Raw genomic sequence first — 18,482 nt, forward strand, 5'->3', positions numbered from 1 at the left:
TCAGACCGGCCGGGCGGCCGGGCGGTGGGGGCCGGCCCCGGCGTCCAGCAGGGCGACGGCGGCGTCGAACGCGGCGCGGTCCGCAGGGGTGCCGGTCCGCCGGTGGTCGGCGAGGAGGGGGACGATCACGCTGGCGCCGGAGCGGACCGCGGGGTGGCGGCGGGCGGGGGTGGAGAGGCTGCGGTCGGGCGCGGCGTCGAGGAGCAGCAGACCGGGCCGGGTGCCGGCCCGGTCGAGCAGGGCCGACAGGGCGGGCCACCAGCGGACCGGGAGGGCGAGTTGGTCGGCCCAGAAGCGCGGGTCGAGGGCCTCTCCGGGACGGACCGGGGCGGCGGTGCGGGCGGAGAACACGGTGGTGCGCGGCGGGCGGAGGCCGAGGTCGCCGAGCGCCGTGCCGAACCGTCGTGCCGCGGGAGCCAGGGCGGGGGAGTGGAAGGCGTGGCCGGAGCGCAGCGCGCGGACGGTGAGGCCGGCCGCGCGCAGCAGGTCGGCGGCGGCGTCGAGGGCGGCGGAGGGGCCGGCGAGGACGGTCTGCCGGGGGCCGTTGACCGCCGCGACGGCGATGCCGGGGCCGAGCCGGGGCGGCAGGTCGGTGGGGGCCGCCGCGACCGCGAGCAGGCCGCCCCGGGTACCCGGGTCGAGGTCGCCGGTGCGGGCGTCGACGAGGACGGCCAGCCGGTCGGCGGGGAGGACGTCCGCCAGGGCTGCGGCGGCCAGCTCGCCGATGCTGTGGCCGAGCAGCAGCTCGGGCGGGCCGGCGGCGGCCTCGACGGCCCGGCCGAGGGCGTGGCCGACGGCCAGCAGCAGCGGCTGGGCGGCCTCCGCCTCGTCCAGTGCGGGATTGGGCGCGGGGCTCAACCAGTTCTCGCGCAGCCGGTCGCCGCGTGCGCCGAGGGCGGTGAACAGCCGGTCGAGGTGCTCGGTGAAGACCGGCTCGGTGCCGTACAGCCCGGCGGCCATGCGTTCGCGCTGGGCGCCCTGGCCGGGCAGGAGCAGCACGGTGCGGCGGTGTTCGGTCATCGTCGTCTCCCCTGGGTGGTCCGTCGTTCGCGTCGTTCGCGTTGGTCGTTCGTCGTTCGTCCCCGGTCGTGGGGAGCGTGCGGGTGATGCCTTGACCCGGGATGGACCGGGCCTCAAGCCGGACTCCTGGCCGCGCCGGGAGGGTGAGGGCGTGACGGATGTGCTCTTCCACGACGAGTTCCGCGACGGCTTCCTTGACGGCTTCCGGGGCGGTCTTCACGACGGTCTTCACGACGGCCTTCGCGACGGTCTCCGCGCCGGTCTCCGCGCCGGGTCCGGTCCCGGGCCGGGCTGGCAGGCGCGCGGCGACGGTGTCGCCACGGTCTCGGCGGATGGCCTGCTGGTGCGCTCCGCCGGGACCGACCCGGTCACCGGCGCGCCGGCCTTCACCGCGACCTGCGACCCGGCCGCACCGGGCGGCGGCCGGGGCGACCACCTGAAGTGGACGGCCCTGGTGCGGCACACCGCGGGCTCGGGACTGCCCGGGTTCGACGTGCCGGACGGGGGCGCACTGACGGTCGGCGCGGTGCTGACGGCCCGCTTCCCGGGCACCGGACGGCACCCGTTCGGGGCGGCGGTGGCCGACCCGGCGTCAGACCTCCGGCTGGCTGCGGCCGGTCTGGTGGCCTTCGATCCGGCGAGCCGGGCGGCCTTCGACTTCCTGCTCACCGATACCCGGGTGTACGCGCTGTACGAGCGCCTGCCGGAACCGGCGGGCTCCGGCGCACCGCGTCCCGCGGCCTTCAGCCAGGCCGTGCCGGTGGCCGTCCGGACGCCGGAGTCGTGGCACCGCTGCGCCGTCCGGGTGGACCGCGGCGGTACCCGGGTGACCTGGCTGCTGGACGGCGCCGAGGTGTTCGCGGTGGACCGGATCGGCCACCGGCCGGCGGGGCGCGAACACCTGCTGCTGGACCACGGGGGCGAGCCGGGGGAGCCGGTCCGGCTCGGGCAGTTGGCGGTCGGGCTGGCGACGATGACGCTGCTGGACGGCGCCGGCCCGGACGGCCGGGGGCTGGTGCGGCTGGACGCCGCGCCGGGGCACTACTACGACGTGCGGTCCGGGGCGCCGGCGCCGCAGGCGTTCGTGGACGAGCGGAGCCGACCGGAGAGCCGACTCTTCGGTGCCGGTGCGGTGTTGAGGGTGCGTGAGGTGACCGTCCGGGAGGCGCCTGAGGTGCGCGAGGTGCCTGCGGTGCGCGTGCGGACGGGTGTTGACAGCCGTCGGCGACCCCGTTAGCTTACATTTGCTTTCAAAGCAAACGATTGGAGCGCCCTCATGAGCTGGAACGAACGGATCATCAAAGAGTTCCGGGAGAACAACGGGAAGGTGGGGGGCATGTTCGAAGGTGCCCCGATGGTGGTCCTCACCACCGCCGGCCGCCGCACCGGCAAGCCGCACACCAACCCGGCGATCTACCTGCGGGACGGCGACCGGTACCTGGTCTTCGCCTCCAACCTCGGCAACGCGCAGCACCCCGACTGGTACCACAACCTGGTCGCCGCACCCCAGGTCACGATGGAGATCGGCACCGACGAGGGGCGCGTGAAGCCCTTCGCCACCCGCGCGGTCGTCCTGGAGGGGGAGGAGCGCGACCGGCTGTACGAGCTGCAGAGCACCCTCAGCCCGGCCTTCCGCGAGTACCAGGAGAAGACCACCCGGGTGATTCCGGTGGTCGCCCTGCACGCGCTGGACCTCTCCACGGACAGCGACCGCAACCGGATGATCGGGCGTCAGTTGATCATCCACCACGAGGAGTTGCGGGCCGAGCTGGCCGAGGTCCGCGCCGCCGTCGAGAGCGTGCTGAGCGGCGGGGAGGAGGCTCGTCCGACTCCCGACCTCACCCGGCAGCTGCACCGCCGCTGCCTCACGTTCTGCTACGGACTCCAGCTGCACCACACCCGCGAGGACGGCTCCTTCACCGCCTTCGAGCAACAGTTCCCGCACCTCGTGCCGGCCATCACCAAGCTGCGCGAGGAGCACGAGGTGGTCGAACGGAAGCTGGCCGACCTCGAAGCGGTGCTGGAGCGCGGCCTCGCGGCCGAGGGCGGCGACGTCGCCGCCCTCAGGACGGAGCTCGACCGGGTGATCGACGGTCTGGAGGCGCACTTCGCCTACGAGGAGGAGCACCTGCTGCCGGCGCTGGACGTGCCCCGTCCATCCTGACCGGGCCCCGGGCAGGCCGGGGCCCCCGAACCACGGAGCGTGCTGACATGCGCTACACGCTGCTCGGCAAGTCGGGCCTGAGGGTCTCCGAACTCGCCCTGGGCACCATGACCTTCGGAACCGACTGGAAACTGCCGCCCGAGGTCCCCGGCCGCCTGCTCGACCAGTTCGCCGACGCCGGCGGCAACCTGCTGGACACCGCCAACGAGTACGGCAACGGCACCGCCGAGTCACTGCTCGGCGAACTCCTCGCCGGCCGCCGCGACCGGTTCGTGCTGAGCACCAAGTACACGATGCAGACCCGGCCCGGAGACCTCAACTCGGCCGGGAACCACCGCAAGAACCTCGTCAACTCCCTGGAGGCCAGCCTCCGCCGGCTGCGCACCGACCACCTCGACCTGCTCTGGGTGCACGCCCGCGACACGCTGACCCCGGTGCCCGAGGTGATGCGCGCCCTGGAGGACGTCGTCCGGGCCGGAAAGGTGCTCTACGTCGGTGTCTCCGACTGGCCCGCGTGGGAGGTCGCCCAGGCCAACACCCTGGCCGAACTGCGCGGCTGGTCCGCCTTCGTCGGCCTCCAGCTGCACTACAACCTCCTCGACCGCACCGCCGAGCGTGAACTGCTGCCGATGGCCCACGCCTTCGACCTCCCGGTGCTCGCGTGGGGGCCGCTGGCCGACGGCCGGCTCACCGGCAAGTACCTGACCGGCGGCACCGGGCGGCTGGACAGCGTCGCCTGGGGCCGGGCCCGCGGCGAGGGTGACGACGTCGTCCGGGAGGTCCTGGCCGTCGCCGAGGCGGTCGGCCGCCCGCCCGCGCAGGTCGCGCTCGCCTGGCTCCGCTCGCGCCCCGGCACGGTGATCCCGCTGGTCGGCGCCACCTCGGAGGAACAGCTGCGGCAGAACCTATCGGCCACCGAACTCTCGCTGGACGACGAGCAGTTGGCCGCACTGGACCGGGTCAGTGCGGTGCCGGCCGGCTTCCCGCACGCGTTCCTGCGGTTCCCCGCCATGGTCCGGCTGATCTACGGCGACCAGTGGGACCAGGTCGACGACCGGCGCACCACCGTCCGCCGGGCCGTCGCCGACGACCTCTACGGTACCGCCGCACGGTAGCGCCCGGGCGGGACCGACGACAGACGGCCGAGGACTCCGGTTCGCCCCGGGGCCCCGGCCGTCCGTCGTCCCCTCGGACCGGGCGGCGGTCCCTCCGGTCCTCCGGCACGCGGCCGGCCGACGGAAGGGGCGCCGGGCGGACGGCCAGGACGGCGGTCGGGCCGCGGACCCGAAGGTCCGCGGCCCGACCGCCGTCCTGGCACGGACGGGCGTTACCGCACGTACCGCATGTCGAACGAACGCACCTTCAGCGTCACACCCTGACCCCAGAGCCGGTTCTGCTCCAGGCTCCGGTCGTCGAGGAAGGTCTGCGGCGCCGGCGCGCCCTGCGACGGCTTGTAGTAGAAGTTCTCCTCCTTGCCGAGGCGGACCAGCCCGCGCTTGTCCCGGTCGCGCACACCGCCGGCGCCGTCCAGCAGGTTCCCGGTGCCGAGGCCGCACTGCACCGAGGTCGCCCGGACCTGCTCCGGGGTGCCGCCGTGGTCCAGCCGCAGGTACTTGCGGTCGAACGCCGGCGTCCCGATCCGGTCGGTGGACAGCACGTTCCTGCCGTTCACCAGCCAGGTGACCCGCCGGCCGCCCTGGTCGAACTTGATCTGGAGGTCGTCCGTCCGGCCCGGGGTGCGCTTGGCCACCGGGACGGAGTAGTGGTACGAGGCGTAGGTGCTGCCGGGGATCGGCAGCCGCTCGTACACCGCGTGGATCTCGCCGTTGGTGACCGTCAGGTTGGCCACCGTGTGGGTGGTGTGGTCCACCGAGATCAGCGTGGCACTGGCCAGCCGGGGATCGGTCTGCGGATCGGACACCGCCTGGCCGAACGGGTGCTGGTCGACGTAGTCCGACCGGACCGACACCTGGCTGGAGCAGACCAGCGCACCGGTGTCCGGGACGGGCACGCCGTTGGCGGAGGACTGCCGGGGCTGCGCCACCCACTTGAGGTGGTCGCCGGTGCCACCGCCGAAACCGGTGGCGTTCTGGTCGGTCGTCGCGGCGAACGCCGGCCGGCCGGTGACCGGGTTGGTCCCGGTCGGCACCACCGTGATGCCGCGCCGGCCGGCGGTGATCACACCGTCGCCCTGCGGCAGCACCGCGCCGGTCGCGGTCTTCGACGAGCCCAACTGCCAGGTCTGCGCCGAGTCGAAGCCGTCGCGGAACTCGTCGTGGAAGAGGACCTGCCCGGGCCTCCCCGCCGCACCGGTGTCCGCGACGGCTGTCCCGCCGGCCCCGGCCACGCCGGCCATCGTCATCGCGACGCCGATCGCCGCCTTCACTTTCCCGTTCATCGCGTCTCCCTGCGCATTCGACAGAGCACCACAGAGCACTTCCGAGCTTCCGAGCACCTCGGGTGGTGCGCCGCACACTCTGGCCGCGCTCCCTCGAATTCCGGTCGAACCGCCGTCTCCACGCCCGCTCGACCACTGCTCCAGCCGCCCCGGACAGGCTGCCCGAGCCCATGATGACCAGCCCCTGTCCGGAAGGAGGCGATGGCCGTGGACCAGCTCCTTGCCATCACCGAGGAAGTCGGCACCGCACTGGCCGAGCGGCGGCCGGTGGTCGCGCTCGAATCGTCGCTCGTCACCCACGCACCGTCCGTCGACGCCGCCCTCGCCATCGAGAAGGCCGTCCGGGACGGCGGCGCCGTGCCCGCCACCATCGGCATCCTGGACGGCCGGCTGCTCGTCGGCCTCGACGCCGACCAGATCGAACGGCTGCGCACCACCGCCGGCGTGCCCAAGGTCAGCGCCCGCGACATCGGCCCGGTGCTGGCCGGCGGCGGCCCCGGCGCCACCACGGTGGCCGGCACCATCGTCATCGCCGAGCGGGCCGGCATCCCGGTATTCGCCACCGCCGGGATCGGCGGCGTCCACCGCCGCGCGCAGCAGACCTTCGACATCTCGCCGGACCTCCTCCAGTTCACCCGCACCCGGATCACCGTGGTCTGCGGCGGAGCCAAGAGCATCCTGGACGCCCGGCTCACCGCCGAGTACCTGGAGACGGCCGGCGTCCTGGTGCTCGGCCACGGCACCGACCGGCTGCCCGGCTTCTACGCGCGGGCCACCGAGGTCCCGGTCCGCCGGGTGGACGACGTCCGCCAGGCCGCCCGCGCCGTCCTGGCGCACTGGGAGGTCAACGGCGGCGGCACGGTCCTGCTCACCACCCCGGTGGCCGAGGAGGACGCGTTGGACGCCGAGGTGATCGAGACCGCCATCGTGCGGGCGCTCGCCGAGGCGGACGCGGCCGGGGTCACCGGAAACGCCGTCAGCCCCTTCCTGATGAAGGCCGTCTCCCGGGTCACCGAGGGACGCACCGCGAAGGCCGGCCGGTCCCTGCTGCTGAGCACCGCGCGGCTGGCCGGCGAGCTGTCGGCCGCCCTGTCGGCCCTGGCCGGGAACGAGCAGCAGGCGGGCACGCAGCACGCCGGCGCGCGGCCCGCGTACGAGCAGGCGGCGGGGGAGTGGCGGTGACGGCCGGCGTCCTGTTCGATCTCGACGGCACCCTCGCCGACACCCCGCAGGCCATCGCCACGCTGCTCACCGCCGTCCTCGCCGAACGCGGCGTGCACCCCGGCGCGGACGCCGTGCGCGCGACCGTCGGCCTGCCGCTGGAACCGAGCCTGGCCCGGCTGCTCGGCCGGCCGGCCGATGGCCCGGAGGTGGCCGCCGCCGCCGCCGACTACCAGCGGCGCTTCCGTGCGCATCTGACGGCCACCGGCGCGGCCCTGCGCTACCCGGGGGTGGCGACCGGGCTGCGCCGGCTCGCCGGGGCGGGGCTGCGGCTCGCGGTGGCCACCTCCAAGCCGCGCGGGGCGGCCGAGAAGATCCTCGCCCTGATGGGCGTCGCCGACGCGTTCGCCGTGGTCGCCGGCCACGACAGCGTCGAGCACGGCAAGCCGCACCCGGCGATGGCCCGGTACGCGGCCGACCGGCTCGGCCTGTCCGCCGAGTCCTGCGTGGTGGTCGGCGACGGCGTCGCCGACGTGGGCATGGCGCGTGCCGCCGGGATGCGCGTCATCGGCGTCTCGTACGGCGCGGCCACCGCCGCCGAGCTGACCGCCGCGGGCGCGGAGCGGGTCGTCGACTCCTTCCCCGAGGTCGTCGACCTCCTGCTCGCCCCGGCACCACCGACCGACCGACCCGAGGAGCCGCGATGAACCCGCCCGCCCGCACCCCCGCCGAAGCCGCCGTCCCCGCCGAGGCCGCCGAGCTCTGGCGGGACGACTTCCGCGACGGACTCTCCGCCACCGGGCCGGACGCCCGCTGGCGGTACGTCCAGGCCACCGCCGAGCTGATCGCCGACGACGCCGACGCCACCGTCACCGGGGACGGCCTGCGCCTGGTCTCCCGGGGCCGCAACGCGGCGACCGGCGAGCCGGCCTTCACCCGGACGGTGCCCAGCGAGCGCGGACAGGCCGGGGTGGTGCCCGGATTCGCCGACCACGCCAAGTGGATCGCCTACGTCAACCGCACCGCGGCCTCCGGCTTCCAGGGCTTCGAGGCCGAACCGGGCCGGGTGCTCTCCGTCTCCGCCACCGTCTCCGGCCGCACCTACGGCACCGCGGGCCACCCGTTCGGCGACGCGGTCCGCGACCCCGAGGACGACCTGCGGCTTGGCGGCGCCATGCTGAACACCATCGACCCGGAGACCTCGGTCGCCTTCGACTTCATCCTGACCAACCGCCGGCTCTACGCCTTCTACGGCCGGACCAACTTCGCCCGCCGCCACCTCGGCCCGTACGGCTCCTTCGCCTGCACCGTGCCGCTGCTGGACCGCACCCCGGACGACCGCCACCGGGTGCGGATCTCCTACGACCGGGGCGCAGGCGTGGTGCGCTGGCTGCTGGAGGACGAGGAGGTGCTGCGGGTCGACCGGATCGGTCTGCCGCTCGGCCGGGAGACGCTCACCCTCGACGAGGGCGGCGAGCTGACGGTGGTCGAACCGCGCCAGCTCAGCTTCGGGATGGGCCTGCTCAGCCTGCTGGACGGCTCCTGGCCGACCGGGCGCGGCCTGGTCCGCCTCTCCCGGGCGACCACCTACTTCCGCCCCGACGCGGGCGAGCCGCACGAGCAGACCTTCGTCGACGAGGAGAGCCGGGAGAGCAGCCGGCTCTTCGGCCAGGGCGCCGAACTGACGATCGGCGGGTACACCGTCACCGACGGGCCCGCCGGCTGACCCGGCCCGGCCGGAGTGCCGGAGGGGGCTGCGGGCGGATGCCCACAGCCCCCTCGCGGCGTTCCGTCTGCGGCACTGCGGCACTGCGGCACTGCGGCACTGCGGCACTGCGGCACTCCGTGGTCCCGCGTCCGGTGTCGGGCAACCGGGTGGGCGGTCGCCCGACCACCGGTCGCCCGACCACCCCGTGAGGCGCGGCGACCCGCCGGTCCGCGGTACCCGCAGGCCCGTCGGGTCCGTCAGCCCGCCGCGTACGTGACGAGCTCCGCCGTCGCGAAGCGGTGGGCGGCCGGCTCCCACTGGAGGACGGCGTGGGTGGCGCCGGTGGTGGCGTCCCGCCAGAACCGCTGGAACGGCGCGTCCTCCTGCAGCGCACCGGTCCCGGCGGTCCTGGCCAGCCCGTTGACCGCGGCCAGCAGCAGCTCCACGGCGGCCGCCTGGTCGCGCTGCGCGCGGGCCCCGCTCCACTCGTCCCGGGCGCCCCGGTCGGCGTCCTCGGCGGCCCGGGCCAGCAGCAGCGCGGCCGCGTCGGTCTCGGCGGAGGCCCGGGCGAGCGCGGACTCGGCGGCGGCCGAGGGCTTCCGGCGGGCCGCGGCGGCGGACCAGGCGGACAGCGCCCCTCGCACCGCCCCCAGCACGGGTCCGGCGAAGGTCAGCCCGCTGACGTCGCGCAGCGGCACGGTGAGGGGGGCGGGCGCCTCGCCCGCCGGGCGCCCGGTCAGCAGCTCGGCGTGCCCGAAGGTGTGTCCGACGGGCACGTGCACCGGGTCCAGGACCAGCGTGTGGCTGCCCGTCCCGCGCATGCCGACGGTCCGCCAGGTCTCCTCGACCCGGTAGGCGGAGCGGGGCACCAGCAGGAAGCGCGGCTGCCGTTCGTCCGGCGCGCCGTCGGGCACCGGGACCGAACAGGCGAGCAGGGCGGCGTCGGAGGAGTCCACGCCGCTGACGTAGGACCAGCGGCCGGAGAGCCGCCAGCCGCCGTCCTCAAGGACGGCCGTCCCGGCAGGCACCAGCGCGCCGGCCACCAGGGTGTCCGGGCCGTCCGCCCAGAGCGCGCGCCGGCCCTCCTCGGGCAGGAACCCGGCCATCCTGCCGAGGGTCGAGGCGATCGACGCGCACCAGGCGGCGGACGGGTCGTGCCGGGCGAGTGCGGAGACGGCGTCGAGGCAGGTGCCGAAGCCGCCCTCGTCGCCACCCCACCGGGCGGGGACGAAGTGCCGGGCGAACCCGGCCTCCCGGACGGCCTCGACGACCTCGGCCCCGAGCCGGTACTCGCGTTCGGCCCGGTCCGCGTGCGCCGAGGCCGCCCGGCACACCTCGGTCAGATCGGAATGCTCCTTCACGGCGGCACTTCCCTCCGGTGGGACGGTGGAGAACGGTGGAGAAGCGCAGCCTCGCGGCGTCCGGTCGAGGCCGGCTGGACCGCCGGTCGGGCGGCCGGCAGGTCGGCAGGTCGACAGATCGACAGGCAGGGAGCGGGGTTCGGGTGGCCGGGGGTTCGGGCGGTCAGGTCCGGGTGGCCTCCGCGTCGGCGCCGTCCGGCCGGCCCGGCTGCGTCGTCGAGGCCGGCGGCCGGGGCTGCTGCTGCGGGGGCCGGGCGGCCATGAAGACCAGACGGCCGCCGGGCAGGATCATCGCGGCGGGGGCGGCCAGCAGGTAGAGCCCGACGACGACCAGCAGGCCGGTGGCGGCGGAGCGGATCGGCGGGTGGCCGTCGTCCAGCAGGCCGAAGTAGACGGTGCCGAGCAGCGCCACCCCGGAGGCGGTGCCGATCTGGATGGCCGTGTTGACCAGTCCGGCCGCGGCGCCCACGTGATGGCCCGGGGTCTTCGCGAGGACGGTGGCGATCAGCACGCCCGAGGCCATCGACATGCCGACGCCGCCGATCAGCAGGCCCGGGATCAGCTGCCAGGAGTGCAGTCCGGTCCCGTAGCGGACCACCGCGAGCGTGGTGAGGCCCATGCCCAGGGCGAGCACCACGCACCCGACCACCGCGAGCGGACGGCCGAGCTGGCGCAGCCTGGTGGCGAAGGGCGAGAAGAGGCCGACGCCGACGGCGGCCGGGACCATGGTCAGCGCGGTGTGCAGGGGGGTGAAGCCGACGGTGCTCTGCAGATGGACCGTCAGGATCACCGGGTAGGCGGCGCCCGCGAAGAACAGCACGGCGACGGAGAGCCCGCCGAGGGCGGCCCGCTGGCGCAGCAGTGCCGGGTCGATCAGCGCGGTGTGGCCCCGGGCGACGACCGTCCGTTCGTAGCGGCCGAAGAGCCAGAGCAGCACCGGGCAGGCCGCCATGACGGCGAAGGTCCACCACGGCCAGTCCAGGGTGCGGCCCTCGACCAGCGGGTAGAGCAGGGCGAGCACCGCGACGCCGGCGATGGCCAGGCCGCGGGCGTCGATGGTGGAGGCGTGCTCGGAGCGGGAGTCCCGGCAGAGCAGCACGGTGCCGATCAGCGCGGCGATGCCGACGGGCACGTTGACGAAGAAGATCGGCCGCCAGGTGAGGCCGAACAGGTCGGCGTCGAGCAGCAGGCCGCCGAGCAGCGGGGCGCCGACGCCGCCGATCGAGAAGGTCAGGCCGTAGACGGTGGCGGCGCGCTGCTGCTCGCCGGGCGGGAACTCGACCCGGAGCATGGCGAGCACCTGGGGCACCATCAGGGCGGCGGAGGCCCCCTGGAGGATCCGGACGGTGACCAGCATCTCGGGGTTGACGGAGAGCCCGGTGAGCAGCGAGGTGAGGGTGAAGGCGATCAGCCCGGCCTGGAAGACCTTCAGCCGGCCGTAGCGGTCGCCGAGCCGGGAGGCGGTGATCATGCCGGAGGCGAAGGCGATGGTGTAGCCGGCCATGGCCCATTCGAGCTGGGTGGAGGAGGCGTCGAGCTCGCGGCGGAGCGTGGGTAAGGCGACCTGGAGGACCGTGCCGTCGATCAGGTCCATCACGGTGGCCGCCATGGTGACCACCAGGGCCGCCCAGCGACGTGGGCTGTACTGCGGGGATGCGGGCCGGGGCTCGGGCATGGAGCGCCCCTTCCGGTACTGTGTGAGAAGCCGACAGGAGACTTTGCTTTGAAAGCAAAGCTATGGGGAGGGGTGGAGGATGTCAACGGAACAGGTGTCCGACGCCTCGTCCGCGCACGGGCTCAGCACCGACGAGGCGATCCGCGCGATGCTGCTCCTCATGCCGCGCGTGGCGGCGCGGCTCAAGCGCACGCCCGTGCCCGACCGGCTCCAGTCGATGAACCTGGCGCCCCGTCACCTGTCGATGCTGTCCTACCTGCTCTTCGACGGGCCGATGCCGGTGAACCAGCTCGCGGCGCGCCTGGAGGTCGCCCCCACCACGGTGAGCCTGATGGTCAGCGACCTCACCCGGCAGGGAGTCGTCGAACGGCTGGCCGACCCGGCCGACCGCCGTCGCACCATCGTCAGCATCACCGAGGAGCCCGCCACCCGCGAGGCCATCGAGCGCTGGCTGGCCAACGGGGCCGACGCCTGGCGCAGGGCGTTCGAGCCGCTCGCCCCCGAGGACCGGGCGCTGTTCGTCCGCACCATCGAGGCTTACGAGAACGGCGCCTCCCGCCCCCGCCCGTAGGTCCGGCGCCGGCGGCCGAGTCCCGCTGGAGCGTTCTTCGAGCCCCGCACGCTCTGCTGGTCGCCGGGGCGGCACACCGCCGCCCACGGACCGCAGGGAGGCGGCATGCCGAGGAAAGTACTGGTCACCGGGGCCACCGGGACGGTCGGGAGCCATCTGGTGCGCCGTCTGCTGAAGGACGGCGCGGAGGTCCGTGCCCTCGTCCGGGAGCCGGAGCGGGCCGCGGCCCTGCTGCCGGCCGGGGTGCACCTCGCCCCGGGGGACCTCACCGACCCGGCGGCGGTCCGCGCCGCGCTCGTCGGGGTCGAGCGGGCCTTCGTCCTGCTGGCCGACGACGCCGGCGCCGCGGTCGCCGAGGCGCTGCGCGACGTGCCCGGAGGCGGTCCGGAGCACCTCGTCCTGCTCTCCGCGGCGGCTCCCGCCGCCCCTGCGGCCCCCGCCGCGCAGGCTGCCGAGGCACAGGAGGACCCGACACAGGACGCCCCGGTGCCGGACAACCCGGTGCCGGACAACCCGGTGCCGGACAACCCGGTGCCGGACAACCCGCTGTTCCGCAAGCACCGGCAGGGCGAGGCCGCGCTCGCGGCCACCGGCCGGCCGGTCACCGTGCTGCGGCCGGGCCCGTTCGCCTCGCTCACGCGGCAGTGGATCCCCGCCGTGCGCGGCGCGGGGGTGATCGGCGCCGTCCACCCGGACCTCGCGCTTCCGGTGGTCGACCCGCGGGACATCGCCGACGTCGCCGCCGCCGTCCTCGCGGGCCCCGCCCCCGCCCCCGGGCCGCTGGTCCTCTCCGGCCCGCAGGCCCTGGACACCCACGAACGGGTGCGGATCCTCGCGGAGGTGACCGGCCGTCCGCTGACCGTCCGCCGGCTGAGCGCCGAGGCATGGGTGCGACTGGCCGGCGACCGGCTGCCCGAGGCCTACGCCCGCGCGCTGCTCGGCGTCGAGGAGTACCTGCGCCGGGTGCCGCCGCCGCTGACGGGCACCGTCCAGGAGTACACGGGCCGCCCGGCCCGGCCGTTCCGCGCCTGGGTCGAGGACCACGCGGCCGAGTTCCTCCAGACCGTCTCCAGGACGGGTTGAGCCCGCCCGGCGAGGGTGGCCGGGACCTTCCACGAACCGTTCCTACCGAGGAGGAAGCTGGTGGAGACCACCACCCCCGTGGCGAATCCGGCCCGTACCGGGCTCTACGCCGAGGTGCAACTGTTCTACGCCCGCCAGATGCAGCACCTGGACGCGGTGCGGGCCGAGCCGTTCGCGGCGACCTTCGCGGCGGACGGCGTGTTCGACCACTCGCCGGACGCGCCCGCCGTCCGCGGCCGGGCGGCGATCGCCGCCGAGGTGCGCTCGTACAACGATCGCCGGTTCGCCCAGGACCCGGTCCGGCGCCGGCACTGGTTCAACATGCTCGACGTCCGCGAGCAGCCCGACGGCAGCGTGCACACCGAGTTCTACGCCCTCGTCGTGACGACCCGGCCCGGGCAGTTCCAGCCGGTCATCGCGCCGAGCTGTGTCGTCCGCGACGTCCTGGTCCGTGAGGACGGTGAACTGCGCACCCTGGAACGGCGGGTGACCCAGGACCACGCCTCGTTCTGATCCGGGCACCCGGGCAGGGCACCCGGGCCGGGCGCACGGGCGGGGCGCACGGGCGGGGCTCCCGGCCGTCACGGCCGGGAGCCCCGTCGTCACTCGGCCCGCCTGCCCCCGGGGCGTCGCCCCGGGCCGGTGCCGACGGTCGGCGCTCCCTCCCGCCTCCCGTTCGGCACCGGCGCGCGGCGCGCGTCCTCAGCCCTCGCGTGCCCGGGCCGCCGCCGCGATGACCGCGTTCTGCCCGCGGTCGCGCCGGGCGGCCAGCTCCTCGTACGGCACCGCCCCGAACGACGCGTCGGCCTGCGCCAGGATGGTGTCGACGGTCTCCCGGTCCACCGGCGGCGAGCCGAGCAGCGACCAACTGCGTTCCAGGCCGCTGCCCAGGTGCTCCAGCCAGTGCCGCAGGCCGCCGGGCCCGCCGCCCAGGTGGAAGGCGTGGAACGGGCCTACCACGGCCCACCGGGAGCCGATCGAGGCGGTCACGACCTCGTCCAGCTCGTCCACCGTCACCACGCCCTCGCGCACCAGGTGGATGCTCTCCCGCAGCAGGGCCGACTGCAGCCGGTTCGCCACGAAGCCCGGCACCGCGCGGCGCAGCACGACCGGTGTCTTGCCCAGCCACCGGTAGAACTCCACCGCGGCCCCGACGGTCGAGGGATCGGCGTCGCGGCCGGCCACCACCTCGACCAGCGGCACGATGTGCGGGGGGTTGAACGGGTGGCCGACCAGGACCCGGCCGGGGGTGTCGAGTCCGGCGCCCAGGTCGTCCGGCAGCAGGGTCGAGGTGGAGGAGAGCAGCAGGGCGTCCGGTGCTGCCGCCGCCGCGACTTCGGCGAACAGCCGCTGCTTGAGCGGGAGGTCCTCCGGTGCGTTCTCCTGCACCACGTCGACGCCTGCCACCGCGCCGGCGAGGTCGGGGGCGAAGACCAGCCGGGCCGCCAGCTCGTCGGGGTCGGCCGGTCCGCCGGGCAGGGAGGCCGCGTACAGCGGCAGCGCCGCCGTGACGTGGGTGCGGGCGTCGGCACGGGTGCTGCTGATCCGCACCTCCAGCCCGCGTGCGGCGAACAGGGCGATCCAGCCCAGCGCGATCGTGCCGGTGCCGATCACCGCCGCGCTGCGGTAGGTCGTCGGACGTGCGGTCACCGCGCCACCTCCAGGGCGAATTCGGGCAGTTCCGGGTGGGCCGGCTCGGGGGAGCCGCCGAGGACCAGCTGGTGCAGCCGCTGCACCCGGCGGGAGGGCTCGACCCCCAGTTCGCCGACCAGCGCGCCGCGCAGCCGCTGGTACGTCTCCAGGGCCCGCCAGGTGTGGCCGGAGCGGTAGTAGGCGACCATCAGCTGGGCGGAGAAGTTCTCGTGCATCGGGTGACGGGCCGTCAGCATCCTCAGTTCGCTGAGGATCTCGGCGTGCCGTCCGAGCCGCAGGTCCGCCTCCACGCGCAGTTCCATCGCCCGGGTGCGGGCCTCGTCCATGCCCAGGATCTCGGTCTCCAGCACGGGCCCGACCGGGACGTCGGCCAGCGCCGGGCCGCGCCAGAGCCGCAGCGCCCGGCCGAGCGCGTCGGCGGCCCGGTGGGCGTCCCCGGCGTCGAGGGCCGCGCTGCCCTCGGCGGTCAGCCGGTGGAAGGTCCGCAGGTCGGAGTCGTGCACGGCGCCGGTCAGCTGGTAGCCGCCGAGCCGGGTGGCGAGCACCTCCTTGGCCGTCTGCGGCGTGCCGGCCGGCAGCGCGGCCGCGATCCGCCGGCGGAGCTGGAGGACGTAGGTCTGTAACGTCGTCTGGGCGCTCCTCGGTATTCGGGCCCCCCAGGCCTCCTCCATCAGTGTGGGCACCTGGACCAGCCGGCCCGCCCGAAGGGCGAGCAGTGCGAGCAATTGTCGCGGCTTTCCGGCACTCGGCACGATGAAGTTTCCGTCGATTCGTATTTCCAGCGGCCCCAGAACACTGATGTCCATACGTGCGCCTCCATGGAAATCTCGGTTTCCTCGAGTGTGGCACGAGGAACTGAGGGAGCCCTAGTGATGATCTCACGGGCGGTCTGTGAATTTCTCATACCGGGGCCGTGCACGCACCGTCAGATCATGCCCGATTCCCGGGCAATCCGGACGGCGTCGACCCGGTTGCGGGCGTCCAGCTTCTGGACGACCGCGGTCAGGTAGTTGCGGACCGTTCCCACCGACAGGTGGAGCTGGCGCGCGATCTGCCGGACGTCGTCGCCCTCGGCGGCCAGTCGCAGCACCTCGACCTCGCGCGGGGTGAGCAGTCCGTCCACCGGAGTGGAGAAGCTCAGTGCGAGCTGCGGATCGACGACCCGCTCGCCGGTCATCGTCCGGCGGACCGCGGCGAACAGCTCGCTCGGCGGTGCGTCCTTCAGGAGCAGCCCCGTGCCCGGCAGTGCGAGCGCCCGCCGCAGCACGGTCGGATGGCTCAGGCTGGTGAGCAGCAGCACCCGGCAGTCGGGTACGTACGACCGCAGCTGCGCGGCGGCGGTGAGGCCGTCCTGCCCCGGCAGGTTGATGTCCAGGATCGCCAGGTCGGGCCGGACCTCCAGCGCGGCCGGCACCACGGCGTCGCCGCTGCCGACCTCGGCGACCACCTTGACGTCAGGTTCGAGTTCGAGCAGCGCCACCAGTGCGCCGCGTACCATCCGTACATCTTCGGCGATGAGCAGCCGGATCACCGAGTCCCCCTTTCCCCGTTCGCAGCCGTCCCTCGGTGTGACGGTGCGTCAGGTGAATTGTAGGGCCGCCCAGCGAGCCTCAAGGGCTTTTCCAGCGTCGATTGTGAGGATCGCCTCGCCCGCATCGTGGACGCGAAATGGAGAACCGAAGTGGTGAACGCGAGGAAACGCCCGATACGCGTCGCCGGCACGGGGCACAGCGGAATACAGGGGGTCGGTGGCTACCGGCCCCGCCGCCGCGTCGACAATGCCGAGCTCTGCCGGAGCATCGACTCCACCCCCGAGTGGATCGAGACCCGCAGCGGAATTCGCCGGCGCGGATTCGCGGGCCCCGACGAGACGCTGCCGGTGATGGCCGTCGCGGCCGCCCGGCAGGCCCTCGACCGGGCCGGGGCGCGCCCCGCCGATCTCGACCTCGTCCTGGTGGCGAGCATGTCCAACCTGGTCCAGACCCCGGCGCTGGCCGCCGTGGTGGCCCACCGGCTGGGCGCCGGCGGCGCCGCCGCGTTCGACCTGTCGGCGGCCTGCGCGGGCTTCTGCCACGCCCTCGCGGTGGCCTCCGACACGGTACGGACCGGTGGCGCCCGGCGGGTGCTGGTGATCGGGGCGGAGCGGATGACCGACATCGTCGAGCCGACCGACCGCACGAGCGCCCTGCTCTTCGCGGACGGCGCCGGCGCCGTCGTGGTCGGCGCGGCCCGTCACCCCGGCATCGGCCCGGTGGTCCGGCGCTCCGACGGCGCGTACGCCGACGCCCTGCGGATGACCGCGCCGTGGGCCGGTGACGAACGGCCCTGGATGCGGATGGACGGCCGCCGGGTGTTCCGCTGGGCGATGGAGGAGGTGGCGCCGGCCGCGCTGGCGGCCCTCGACGCGGCCGGCCAGTCGGTCGCGGACCTCGGCGCCTTCGTGCCGCACCAGGCCAACCTCCGGATGACCGAGTTGATGGTCGAGCGCCTCGGCCTGACCGCCGCGACCACCGTCGCCCGCGACGTCGTCGAGACCGGCAACACCTCCGCCGCCTCGATCCCGCTCGCGCTGGAGGCACTGCTCGGCGAGGGCACGGCGGCGAGCGGGGACACCGCGCTGCTGGTCGGCTTCGGGGCCGGACTCAACTACGCGGCGCAGACGGTGGTGCTGCCGTGACCGGCCGGACGGTGACCCGCGACGACCTCCGCGCCGCGATGGCCCGGACCGCCGCCGGCGTGGTGGTGGTGACGACCCGGGGGAGCGACGGCGCCCCGCAGGGCCTCACCGCGACCTCGTTCTGCTCGGTCTCGCTGGAACCGGCCCTGATCCTGGTCTGCGTGGCCGAGACGGCCGGTGCCTACAAGGCGCTCGCCGGCTGCGAGGAGTTCGCGGTGAGCGTGCTCCGCCGGGAGCAGTCCGCCGTGGCGACCCGGTTCGCCACCCGCGGGGCAGAGAAGTTCCGCGCGGCGGACACCGAGCCGACGCCCCGGGACCTGCCGGCCGTCGCCGACGCCCTCTGCCAGCTCGACTGCGCGGTGTACGACCGGCACCCCGCCGGCGACCACCTGATCCTGGTCGGCGAGGTCACCGCCGTCCGGCTCGCGGACGGCGGTGACCCGCTGGTCTACGCGGACCGGTCGTACCGGACGCTCAGTTCCTGAAGCGGGGTCACCGTCATGGCGGTCGCCGACTGGAGGGCCTCGATCGCCAGCACGGCGGCGCCCATGGCCTGCACGGTGGTCAGGCAGGGCACCGAGCGGGCGACGGCGGCGGTGCGGATCTCGTAGCCGTCGAGGCGGCCGCCGGTGCCGTACGGGGTGTTGACGACGAGGTCGATCTCGCCGTCGTGGATCAGCCGGACGACGGTCCGCTCGCCGTTCGGGCCCTCGCCCTCGTCGTGCTTGCGCACCACGGTGGTGGGGATGCCGGCACGCTGGAGCACCTCGGCGGTGCCGGCGGTGGCGAGCAGGTCGAACCCGAGGCCGACGAGGGCGAGTGCGGGCAGCACGATGTCCCGCTTGTCGCGGTCCGCCACGGACAGCACGGCCTTCCCCTTGGTGGGGAGGGCGCCGTAGGCGCCGGTCTGGGATTTGGCGTAGGCGGTGCCGAAGACCTTGTCGATGCCCATGACCTCGCCGGTGGAGCGCATCTCCGGGCCGAGGACGGTGTCGACGCCGCGGCCGTGGA

General features: G+C 74.8%; 18 protein-coding genes and 1 pseudogene. 11 read left to right on the forward strand and 8 right to left on the reverse strand.

Annotated elements, in window-relative coordinates; translation table 11 throughout:
* Window positions 1-1,020 carry an acyltransferase domain-containing protein gene (locus PUR56_RS16320; protein ID WP_329949467.1) on the reverse strand — a complete coding sequence of 340 codons (1,020 nt, stop codon included), beginning with the start codon at window positions 1,018-1,020 and terminating at the stop codon, window positions 1-3.
* A gap of 151 nt (window positions 1,021-1,171) precedes the next feature.
* Here PUR56_RS16320 and PUR56_RS16325 point away from each other — a divergent pair, with 151 nt between their 5' ends.
* The 3 genes from PUR56_RS16325 to PUR56_RS16335 are packed head-to-tail and all read left to right on the forward strand — an operon-like array spanning window position 1,172 to window position 4,299.
* The gene (locus PUR56_RS16325) at window positions 1,172-2,257 is read left to right on the forward strand and encodes a DUF6081 family protein (protein WP_329949468.1); all 1,086 of its coding nucleotides are present in this window, start codon (window positions 1,172-1,174) and stop codon (window positions 2,255-2,257) included.
* Between the two features lie 39 nt (window positions 2,258-2,296).
* A complete protein-coding gene (locus PUR56_RS16330; protein ID WP_329949469.1) occupies window positions 2,297-3,184 on the forward strand; it encodes a nitroreductase/quinone reductase family protein in 888 nt (295 codons plus the stop codon).
* Between the two features lie 47 nt (window positions 3,185-3,231).
* A complete protein-coding gene (locus PUR56_RS16335) occupies window positions 3,232-4,299 on the forward strand; it encodes an aldo/keto reductase (RefSeq protein WP_329885098.1) in 1,068 nt (355 codons plus the stop codon).
* A gap of 212 nt (window positions 4,300-4,511) precedes the next feature.
* Here the strand turns inward: PUR56_RS16335 and PUR56_RS16340 are convergent, their stop codons facing one another.
* On the reverse strand, window positions 4,512-5,582 hold the full coding sequence (locus tag PUR56_RS16340) for a DUF6081 family protein (protein WP_329949470.1): 1,071 nt from the start codon (window positions 5,580-5,582) through the stop codon (window positions 4,512-4,514).
* A 201-nt stretch (window positions 5,583-5,783) separates the two neighbouring features.
* Here PUR56_RS16340 and PUR56_RS16345 point away from each other — a divergent pair, with 201 nt between their 5' ends.
* From PUR56_RS16345 to PUR56_RS16355, 3 genes are read left to right on the forward strand one after another with little or no spacing between them, the layout of a single operon-like run.
* Window positions 5,784-6,764 carry a pseudouridine-5'-phosphate glycosidase gene (locus tag PUR56_RS16345; RefSeq protein ID WP_329949471.1) on the forward strand — a complete coding sequence of 327 codons (981 nt, stop codon included), beginning with the start codon at window positions 5,784-5,786 and terminating at the stop codon, window positions 6,762-6,764.
* A complete protein-coding gene (locus PUR56_RS16350; RefSeq protein ID WP_329885101.1) occupies window positions 6,761-7,450 on the forward strand; it encodes an HAD family hydrolase in 690 nt (229 codons plus the stop codon). The genes PUR56_RS16345 and PUR56_RS16350 overlap by 4 nt, the downstream gene beginning before the upstream one ends.
* The gene (locus tag PUR56_RS16355; protein WP_329885102.1) at window positions 7,447-8,469 is read left to right on the forward strand and encodes a DUF6081 family protein; all 1,023 of its coding nucleotides are present in this window, start codon (window positions 7,447-7,449) and stop codon (window positions 8,467-8,469) included. Before PUR56_RS16350 ends, PUR56_RS16355 begins: the two co-directional genes overlap by 4 nt.
* Window positions 8,470-8,708: 239 nt before the next feature.
* On the opposite strand, the gene PUR56_RS16360 is transcribed toward PUR56_RS16355, so the two are convergent.
* Together PUR56_RS16360 and PUR56_RS16365 are read right to left on the reverse strand one after the other, a co-directional pair.
* A complete protein-coding gene (locus tag PUR56_RS16360; RefSeq protein WP_329949472.1) occupies window positions 8,709-9,812 on the reverse strand; it encodes a hydrolase in 1,104 nt (367 codons plus the stop codon).
* A gap of 163 nt (window positions 9,813-9,975) precedes the next feature.
* On the reverse strand, window positions 9,976-11,487 hold the full coding sequence (locus PUR56_RS16365; RefSeq protein ID WP_329885104.1) for an MFS transporter: 1,512 nt from the start codon (window positions 11,485-11,487) through the stop codon (window positions 9,976-9,978).
* A 79-nt stretch (window positions 11,488-11,566) separates the two neighbouring features.
* Between PUR56_RS16365 and PUR56_RS16370 the strand changes: the two genes are divergently transcribed.
* The 3 genes from PUR56_RS16370 to PUR56_RS16380 all read left to right on the forward strand — a co-directional run bounded on the left by PUR56_RS16370 (window position 11,567) and on the right by PUR56_RS16380 (window position 13,654).
* A complete protein-coding gene (locus tag PUR56_RS16370) occupies window positions 11,567-12,058 on the forward strand; it encodes a MarR family winged helix-turn-helix transcriptional regulator (protein ID WP_329885105.1) in 492 nt (163 codons plus the stop codon).
* Window positions 12,059-12,163: 105 nt separating this feature from the next.
* The gene (locus PUR56_RS16375) at window positions 12,164-13,141 is read left to right on the forward strand and encodes an SDR family NAD(P)-dependent oxidoreductase (RefSeq protein ID WP_329949473.1); all 978 of its coding nucleotides are present in this window, start codon (window positions 12,164-12,166) and stop codon (window positions 13,139-13,141) included.
* A gap of 60 nt (window positions 13,142-13,201) precedes the next feature.
* The gene (locus tag PUR56_RS16380; protein WP_329949474.1) at window positions 13,202-13,654 is read left to right on the forward strand and encodes a nuclear transport factor 2 family protein; all 453 of its coding nucleotides are present in this window, start codon (window positions 13,202-13,204) and stop codon (window positions 13,652-13,654) included.
* Between the two features lie 189 nt (window positions 13,655-13,843).
* Here the strand turns inward: PUR56_RS16380 and PUR56_RS16385 are convergent, their stop codons facing one another.
* From PUR56_RS16385 to PUR56_RS16395, 3 genes are all read right to left on the reverse strand, one after another.
* Window positions 13,844-14,791, reverse strand: coding sequence for a 3-hydroxyacyl-CoA dehydrogenase NAD-binding domain-containing protein (locus PUR56_RS16385; protein WP_329885108.1), 948 nt, complete (start codon window positions 14,789-14,791; stop codon window positions 13,844-13,846).
* Window positions 14,788-15,600, reverse strand: a complete 813-nt coding sequence (locus tag PUR56_RS16390) for an AfsR/SARP family transcriptional regulator (RefSeq protein WP_329949475.1) — start codon at window positions 15,598-15,600, stop codon at window positions 14,788-14,790. Before PUR56_RS16390 ends, PUR56_RS16385 begins: the two co-directional genes overlap by 4 nt.
* 119 nt (window positions 15,601-15,719) lie before the next feature.
* Window positions 15,720-16,325, reverse strand: a complete 606-nt coding sequence (locus PUR56_RS16395; protein ID WP_329949476.1) for a response regulator transcription factor — start codon at window positions 16,323-16,325, stop codon at window positions 15,720-15,722.
* A gap of 153 nt (window positions 16,326-16,478) precedes the next feature.
* Between PUR56_RS16395 and PUR56_RS16400 the strand changes: the two genes are divergently transcribed.
* Both PUR56_RS16400 and PUR56_RS16405 read left to right on the forward strand, forming a co-directional pair.
* Window positions 16,479-17,471 (forward strand): beta-ketoacyl-ACP synthase 3, encoded by a 993-nt coding sequence (locus tag PUR56_RS16400; RefSeq protein ID WP_329885111.1) that lies wholly within the window; start codon window positions 16,479-16,481, stop codon window positions 17,469-17,471.
* Window positions 17,468-17,956, forward strand: coding sequence for a flavin reductase family protein (locus tag PUR56_RS16405; RefSeq protein WP_329885112.1), 489 nt, complete (start codon window positions 17,468-17,470; stop codon window positions 17,954-17,956). Before PUR56_RS16400 ends, PUR56_RS16405 begins: the two co-directional genes overlap by 4 nt.
* On the opposite strand, the pseudogene carB reads toward PUR56_RS16405, so the two are convergent.
* A pseudogene (gene carB, locus PUR56_RS16410) lies at window positions 17,920-18,482 on the reverse strand (carbamoyl-phosphate synthase large subunit); the annotation flags it as partial. The gene PUR56_RS16405 and the pseudogene carB overlap by 37 nt on opposite strands.

Origin of the sequence: Streptomyces sp. BE303 (genome assembly GCF_036290945.1) — a bacterium.
Classification (GTDB): domain Bacteria; phylum Actinomycetota; class Actinomycetes; order Streptomycetales; family Streptomycetaceae; genus Kitasatospora.

Bases quoted from the DNA above. Each gene is read 5' to 3' on its own strand.
- PUR56_RS16320 (WP_329949467.1), bottom strand. From the start codon at position 1,020: ATGACCGAACACCGCCGCACCGTGCTGCTCCTGCCCGGCCAGGGCGCC.
- PUR56_RS16330 (WP_329949469.1), top strand. From the start codon at position 2,297: ATGAGCTGGAACGAACGGATCATCAAAGAGTTCCGGGAGAACAACGGG.
- PUR56_RS16335 (WP_329885098.1), top strand. From the start codon at position 3,232: ATGCGCTACACGCTGCTCGGCAAGTCGGGCCTGAGGGTCTCCGAACTC.
- PUR56_RS16340 (WP_329949470.1), bottom strand. From the start codon at position 5,582: ATGAACGGGAAAGTGAAGGCGGCGATCGGCGTCGCGATGACGATGGCC.
- PUR56_RS16345 (WP_329949471.1), top strand. From the start codon at position 5,784: ATGGCCGTGGACCAGCTCCTTGCCATCACCGAGGAAGTCGGCACCGCA.
- PUR56_RS16355 (WP_329885102.1), top strand. From the start codon at position 7,447: ATGAACCCGCCCGCCCGCACCCCCGCCGAAGCCGCCGTCCCCGCCGAG.
- PUR56_RS16365 (WP_329885104.1), bottom strand. From the start codon at position 11,487: ATGCCCGAGCCCCGGCCCGCATCCCCGCAGTACAGCCCACGTCGCTGG.
- PUR56_RS16370 (WP_329885105.1), top strand. From the start codon at position 11,567: ATGTCAACGGAACAGGTGTCCGACGCCTCGTCCGCGCACGGGCTCAGC.
- PUR56_RS16375 (WP_329949473.1), top strand. From the start codon at position 12,164: ATGCCGAGGAAAGTACTGGTCACCGGGGCCACCGGGACGGTCGGGAGC.
- PUR56_RS16390 (WP_329949475.1), bottom strand. From the start codon at position 15,600: ATGGACATCAGTGTTCTGGGGCCGCTGGAAATACGAATCGACGGAAAC.